This is a genomic window from Corynebacterium sp. AOP40-4SA-5 (assembly GCF_052377355.1).
Classification (GTDB): Bacteria; Actinomycetota; Actinomycetes; order Mycobacteriales; family Mycobacteriaceae; genus Corynebacterium.
This window is the reverse complement of the sequence record NZ_JBQSWS010000022.1, coordinates 48962-55782: the sequence shown is the minus strand read 5'-3', so window position 1 is coordinate 55782 and position 6821 is coordinate 48962. Positions and strand designations below refer to the sequence as shown.

The 6821-nt window shown below is 64.3% G+C and carries 4 protein-coding genes and 3 pseudogenes; 6 read left to right on the top strand and 1 reads right to left on the bottom strand.

The window, feature by feature from the left end; translation table 11 throughout:
• Positions 1-793: pseudogene (locus tag ACT3S3_RS12450) on the top strand (IS3 family transposase); the annotation flags it as partial.
• 96 nt (positions 794-889) lie between these two features.
• Here ACT3S3_RS12450 and ACT3S3_RS12445 read toward each other — a convergent pair.
• Positions 890-2071: pseudogene (locus tag ACT3S3_RS12445) on the bottom strand (winged helix DNA-binding domain-containing protein).
• 242 nt (positions 2072-2313) lie between these two features.
• Between ACT3S3_RS12445 and ACT3S3_RS12440 the strand changes: the two are divergent.
• The 5 genes and pseudogenes from ACT3S3_RS12440 to ACT3S3_RS12420 all read left to right on the top strand — a co-directional run.
• Positions 2314-2403: pseudogene (locus ACT3S3_RS12440) on the top strand (GyrI-like domain-containing protein); the annotation flags it as partial.
• 505 nt (positions 2404-2908) lie between these two features.
• The gene (locus ACT3S3_RS12435; RefSeq protein ID WP_301441845.1) at positions 2909-3619 is read left to right on the top strand and encodes an SGNH/GDSL hydrolase family protein; all 711 of its coding nucleotides are present in this window, start codon (positions 2909-2911) and stop codon (positions 3617-3619) included.
• Between the two features lie 166 nt (positions 3620-3785).
• The gene (locus ACT3S3_RS12430; protein WP_301441844.1) at positions 3786-4889 is read left to right on the top strand and encodes an SGNH/GDSL hydrolase family protein; all 1104 of its coding nucleotides are present in this window, start codon (positions 3786-3788) and stop codon (positions 4887-4889) included.
• Between the two features lie 110 nt (positions 4890-4999).
• A complete protein-coding gene (locus ACT3S3_RS12425; RefSeq protein WP_301441843.1) occupies positions 5000-6478 on the top strand; it encodes an alanine/glycine:cation symporter family protein in 1479 nt (492 codons plus the stop codon).
• Positions 6479-6514: 36 nt separating this feature from the next.
• A complete protein-coding gene (locus tag ACT3S3_RS12420) occupies positions 6515-6808 on the top strand; it encodes an acylphosphatase (RefSeq protein WP_301441842.1) in 294 nt (97 codons plus the stop codon).
• Positions 6809-6821 lie beyond the last annotated feature (13 nt).

Below are 6821 nucleotides of genomic sequence, written 5' to 3'. Positions count from 1 at the left end.
AGTTGGCCTCGGCTTATCGAGCCAACGCCTTGGTCGACGCTCACCGGGATGACCCGGAGTTCGGGTCGAGATTCCTCGCCGAAGAAGCCCGCGCCACCGGCGAAGGGATCTGTGAGCGGACCGCGTGGCGGATCTGCCGGAACAACCAGGGGTGGTCAGTGCTTGGTAAGAAGCGGGGGAGAACGGGAAACTTCCCCGGCCCGCCCGTGCTCGACGATCTGGTGAAGCGGGACTTCACGGCCGATCTCGTCATGTATTCGCCGCGGACGTGCCGAATGAGTTGTGGCTGACGGACATCACGGAGCACAACACCGCCGAGGGCAAGCTCTACCTCTGCGCGATCAAGGACATGTTCTCTGGTTGGATCGTGGGGTACTCGATCGGCTCGCGGATGGAGTCGCGTCTGGCCGTCCGAGCCCTGGATAACGTGGTGGCGATGCGTGGCGACGTCGCCGGCTGCATCGTGCACAGCGATAGGGGCAGACAATTTCGTAGTCGGAAGATGCTTCGCACACTGGCCCGTCACCGGATGGTCGGATCGATGGGCAGAGTCGGATCGAGCGGAGATAATGCCGCCATGGAGAGCTTCTTCGCCCTGCTGCAGAAGAACGTCCTTGACCGCCGCGCCTGGACCACGCGTGAGCAATTGCGGATCGCGATGGTGACCTGGATCAATCGAACTTACCACCGACGTCGCCGACAGGCCCGCCTGGGCCGTTTGACGCCCATCGAATTCGAGAACATCATGAACACGACCGTCGCACTGGCGGCGTGGGTACAACCTGTTACCTAAACGTGCAGCAGTCCCAAGACACCTTGACTCAATGAAACTGAAAATCCAAGGCTGCCTATCTGCACGTTCTCCCGCCGGCCACTGCCCATAGGTGTATCAAGGTTCGAAATCGAGGGTCAGGTCGGTAGCACCACGCAGAGCGGTAATTTTCTTAGCTTCGTGCTCAATATCTTCTTTGACGCGTGCTGTGAGGCGGTCAAACGGCGCAACTACAAGCCTGAATTTATTCCCATTCTTACGGGGACGCCAAGTGCCGATTATCGCACCATCCGAGAGTACCGTGCCGGGATCACCGACAGGCTTCCACACTGTCTTGTGGAACTTCTTGTCGACGATGGTCTCGCGGTCACGCAACTGCGTGTACGGATCGCGAGGCGGGAGCAGGCGCAGCCCTTGCATTGGAGGGGATGTCTGGAGAGCGTCGACATCATCGGTCAGCATCCATGTCTTGCGACCAAAATTGATCGGAGTCAACTCGTCTTCGACGAGACCCCACCAAGGTTCAGCGTCACCGGCTCGGACCCCCAACCACTTGGCGAAGTCCGCTTTGGTCGATGGGCCGTAGCAGTGCAGATAGCGGCGCAGAAGCTCCGCCCGGGCCGTTTCCGGGTCGACGTCCGGGATTGGCGTGCCCAACCATTCCTCGACCAACACGAACGGGGCCGCGTTGTCCTCCCGTGGAGCAAGGCAGACTACGCCTTGTAGGGTGAGGATCCGGATGCAGAAGTGCACGATGGCCTCGCCGAGGGGCTGGCCAGCGGCATGGGGGCCTTCTTGGTTCCACAAGCGGCGCTTCTTCGTCGGCAGAGTGTCGGCGACCCGTTCCGCGATAGCGGCTCCAAGCTCGTCGATCGCCAGGCGGCGACCGGTCAGTACTGTGCCGATCTCGGCTCAAGTCAGCTCGACTACTTCAGTGAGGCTGAGCTCGAGCTCGTCTACCGATGGGCTTGCCCCTCGGATGAACTGGCGCATCGTCTCTTCAGTCGGCGGCAGCACTCCAGTGGTGAACACCGGTGCGTCGCGTGTAGGGAAGAAGAACGGCGACCCGCGCATGCACCAGCTCTGCAACAGGTTCTTGTCATCGCCTACGCGTTTGTCGACCAGTTCCTGTGAGACACCCTGCGCCCGAGCATGCAACGAGAGCAATGCCGAGCCAGGAGGGCTGTTCTGGATGCCACTTGCGCCAACGACATCGAGCAGGCGGTGCTGCTCGACTCGGTCCGTTAGGTGATGGGCATGCAACCGGAAAGCGTTGACCTCGGATCTGGAAACCTTCACATCCACTCCCTGAGCCTACCGGTAGCTATCCGAGGGCGCACAGTTTTCTGCGTGCATCTGGCCACTAGAGCGCGCAAGCTACATCGCAGCGGTACTTTCTTCGCAGACGGCTGAATGGGTACCTTCCGGCTTGCTTCGGCTGGCAGACTCGGCCGCTCTGTCTGGCTGGAAGTCGGCCTTCGGGGTCAGCGGGCGGCTCTCGACGTCGGATCCTTCGACGACGAGGGCCAGTTCCTGAGCGAATGCACCACGAGATCTACCTCAGTGACGTCCGCCGCGTGGCCCCGGAGAAGCTCCGCACCATTCTGAGGCAGCCCGTTAGCTCTGCGTAGTGGGCACACGGGTGACCGGCGCGCTGGCAGGGGGCTATCCGCGGTTGGTCGTGGCTGGACGTTGGCGGGGGGGCCGGCGGAAAAGACCCCTGAGAATAGTTGATTTCTGAACCAAATGTGTGTTCTTAGAATAGTGTTCTCTGTGGGCCACGAGTCACTTCGCGCGGCGCCGGGAATCTGGGGAGGGTGTTCGCTTCCTCCTCGGACCTCCACCTCTCTTCATCTCTCCACCTCTGACACTTCATTCCTTCAGGAGAACTCTGCCGTGCGACTGTCTCGCCGCCGTCCTACCGCCCTGGCGCCGCTCGTGGCCCTTGCCCTGGCCTTCTCGGCCCTCGCCGCCTCCCCCGTGGCAGTTGCGGCTGATCTGCCGTCGTCCGGAGGTGGCTCAGCGGATTCCTCTGGATCCTCTGGATCCTCGAGTTCTTCGGGCTCGTCGGGCTCCAGTGGATCGAGTGGCTCAAGCGGGTCATCGTCGACCTCGGCCCCGTACTCCTCGAGGACGGTGGGCAACGTCGTGGCCTTCGGCGACTCCTTCACCGCCAACTCGCACCGGTTGGTCAACAAGCACCCTGGGCTCGGCAGTTCCTACCCGAAGCAGTCAGGTTGCTTCGTAGCTGCTGACGCATGGCCCGGGTTCGTCGCGAACCAGACGGGCCGTCCCGTCCAGAACTGGGCGTGCAACACGCACACCACCGCGAACATGCTCGGCCGGGTCGACCAGGCGATCAGGGCCGGCCACGTGAACGACACCTCCACGGTCGTCTTCGCCGCCGGCATGAACGACAAGAATCAGGGCGTCGACGACGCGGTCGTCCGGGCGAATCTCGTCGCGGCGGTGGACAAGGTCCGCGCCGTCGCCCCGAAGGTTGAGGTGCTCATCCTCGGGCGCCTTGCCACCACGGGCTCCAGCCAGGTCTACTGCGACGTCAACATCATCCCGAACATGCCCACCGGCCAGCCTGCACCGCGTACCGCGTCCAACGAACGAGCCACGCAGGCCAACCAGAAGGCAGCGGCGGCGTCTGCCGGCGTGCCGTTCATCGACATCCGTTCCAAGACGATCGACAGCCATTCCAGCTGCGCGAAGGACGCCGCCCGCTACATCTCCGGGAATTGGGACATCACCACCCGCGGATTCAACATGACCTCCCATCCCTCGACTCCGGGATCCCGCTTCCTCGCCTCTCAGGTGGCAGCCGCCAGCGCTCGGTGAGAAGGGGTAGGGGAGACGTAGGGATGAATATTCTTGCTTGCATGTAATAGAGTGCTTAGCCGACTACGGTTACCCGGGATTCATTGGGCGCTTGCCGTGCTGTTTGCGCTGCAATGATCCACCACTCTCCGCCACTGACATTTCATACCTTCAGGAGAACTCTGCCGTGCGACCTCCTCGCCGCCGCCCGACGTCCTTTGCCGCGATCACGGCCCCGATTCTGGCGCTGACCATTGTTTTCGCCGCCGCCCCGACTGCCGCGGCCGACGACCTGCCGGCCTCAGGGTCTTCAGGATCGCTCGGGTCGTCCGCGACCGTTGCCGGATCCGCGGGCATCCCCACGCTGGGCACACTGTTCCCCCGGGTGAACCCGTACTCCGAGGAGACAGAGAACAACCTCGTCGCTTTCGGGGACTCCTTCACGGCCAACTCGCACTGGTTGATCAACAAGTACCCCCAGCTCGGCTTCGCCTACCCGAGGCAGGCGGGGTGCTTCGTCGCCCCGGACGCCTGGCCCGCGATGGTCGCCAAGGAGACCGGACGCCCCGTCCAGAACTGGGCGTGCAACGCCCACACCACCACCGAGATGCTCCACCGTGTCGACCTCGCGATCCAGGCCGGGCATGTCAACGACACCTCCACGGTGGTCCTCGCCGCCGGCATGAACGACAAGCGCCGGGGAACCTCGGACGAACAGATCCAGGCCAATCTCGTCGAGGCGGTGGAGAAGGTCAGGGAGGCGGCGCCGGCGGCGGAGATCCTCATGCTCGGCCGCCTGTCGACCACGGGCACCGACGAGGTCTACTGCGACCGCAACATCATCCCGAACCTGCCGTCCGGCGCTCCCGCCCCGCGCACCGCGGAGTACGAGCGGGCCACGCAGGCCAACCAGAAGGCCGCGGCGAAGACGGCGGGTGTCAGCTTCGTCGACATCCGGGACATGACCGTGGACGTCAACTCCACCTGCGCGCGCGACGCCGACCGGTTCGTCTCCGGGCTGCGTGACTGGACCACCCGCGGATTCAACATGACCGCGCACCCGTCGACCCCGGGCAGCCGCTTCCTCGCGGAGCAGATCATCGCGGCCTTCGGTGAGGACGGCGCCGCCGTCCTGCTGGACGTCATCGGCGAGGCCGGCCTGGACGGCGAGCCCGGCCTGTCGGACGTCGCCGACGAGGTCGCCGAACTGCTCGGCGACGCGGGAGCGGCCGACGGGGCGTCCGACGGGGCAATAGGCGGTGAGGCTCCTACCGACTCGGAGCAGCGATAACGCCCGGCAATGACCAGGGGGTGGCCTAATGAGGTAAACAAAAGTGATCTGCGACACCTAAGCGGGTGTTGGTACGTCGCTTTCACTGGATGCGCAGTAACGTCCCGAACATGACGGACTTCATCTCATCCATGAACGACAACATCTGGCTGGTTCTCGCCTTCATTCTCGTCACGGTCGGCCTGTACTTCGGAGTCAGGACTGCGGTCGTCCAGCTGCGGCTCTTCCCCCAGATGTTCGGGGCGGTCGCCGAGGCGCCGTACGAGGACGATGAGATGGTCGGCAAGGACCCGGAGGGGGCGGGCAAGAAGGGGATCTCGCCGTTCAAGGCCTTCACGATCTCCGCGGCCTCGCGCGTGGGCACCGGCAACGTCGCCGGCGTCGCCGTGGCGATCACCCTCGGTGGACCCGGGGCGGTGTTCTGGATGTGGGTCATCGCCATCGTAGGTGGTGCGACCTCCTTCGTGGAGTCCACCCTGGCCCAGCTCTACAAGACCCGCGACTACGCCAACAACGCCTACCGCGGCGGTCCGGCCTACTACATCACCCGAGGCCTGAACAAGCCCGTCCTCGCCGTGATCTTCGGCGTCATCATCACCGTCACCTTCGGTTTCGTCAACAACGCCCTGCAGACCAACGCCATCGTGGAATCCGTCGGACGCTCCGCCGACAACGACGGCACCGGCCTGAAGATCATCGTCGGGCTGGTCGTCGCCGCACTCACCGCCCTCATCGTCTTCGGTGGCGTGCAGCGCATCGCCTCCTTCACCCAGGTGGTCGTGCCGTTCATGGCCGTGGCCTACATCGGGCTCGGCCTCATCGTCGTCCTGATGAACCTCTCCGAGATCCCCGGTGTCTTCGCCCAGATCATCGAGCACGCCTTCGGGTTCAAGGAGATCGCCGGCGCCACCGTCGGTGCGGCGTTCGTCAACGGCATGCGCCGCGGCCTGTTCTCCAACGAGGCAGGCCAGGGCTCCGTGCCCAACGCCGCCGGCACCGCCGCGGTGTCCCACCCCGTCAAGCAGGGCCTGGTTCAGACCCTCGGCGTGTACTTCGACACCCTGGTGGTCTGCTCCGTCACCGCCTTCATCATCCTGCTGTCCAACCCGCCCTTCGGTGAGGAGATCCAGGGCTCGCCGCTGACCCAGGACTCCGTGGCCGCCCAGGTCGGCGACTGGGGCATCCACGCGGTGACCTTCATCCTGTTCTTCCTGGCCTTCTCCTCGGTGATCGGCAACTACTACCTCGCACAGTCCAACGTGGAGTACTTCACGAAGAACCCGATGGTCATGCTGGCCTTCCGTACCTTCGTGGTCATCTGCGTCTTCCTCGGCGCCATCGTCCAGCTCCCGCTCATCTGGGCCCTGGCCGACACCTTCACCGCGATCATGGTGCTCGTCAACCTCTGCGCGATCGTCCCGCTGTGCCCGGTGGTGCTCAAGCTGCTGCGCAACTACAACGAACAGCGCAAGCAGGGGCTCGACCCCGTCTTCAAGCGCAGCATGCTTCCCGAGCTGAAGAACGTGGAGTGCTGGGACGACAAGGACGACACCTTCGACGCCCAGCCGGCACGCACGCTGCGCGGCTAGAGCGGCCACCACAGCCACCATGGCAGGATTGGACGCATGAGCGAGCACCCGGAAGCACCCACCACCCGTCTCACCGCATGGGTGCACGGCCACGTCCAGGGGGTGGGCTTCCGATGGAAGACCAGGACGAAGGCCCTGGAGTTCGGGCTCACCGGATTCGCGTCCAACTACCCGGACGGCCGCGTCCTCGTCATCGCCGAAGGCTCCGAGACCGCCACGGGTGACTTGCTGAACTGGCTACGCTCCGGTGACACCCCGGGGCGGGTGGACCACGTGGTGGACTCGGTGACTGGCCCGCGTGGCGAGTACACCGGGTTCGAGACCCGCTGAGGTAAAATTCTCC

Bases quoted from the DNA above. Each gene is read 5' to 3' on its own strand.
- ACT3S3_RS12420 (WP_301441842.1), top strand. From the start codon at position 6,515: ATGAGCGAGCACCCGGAAGCACCCACCACCCGTCTCACCGCATGGGTG.
- ACT3S3_RS12425 (WP_301441843.1), top strand. From the start codon at position 5,000: ATGACGGACTTCATCTCATCCATGAACGACAACATCTGGCTGGTTCTC.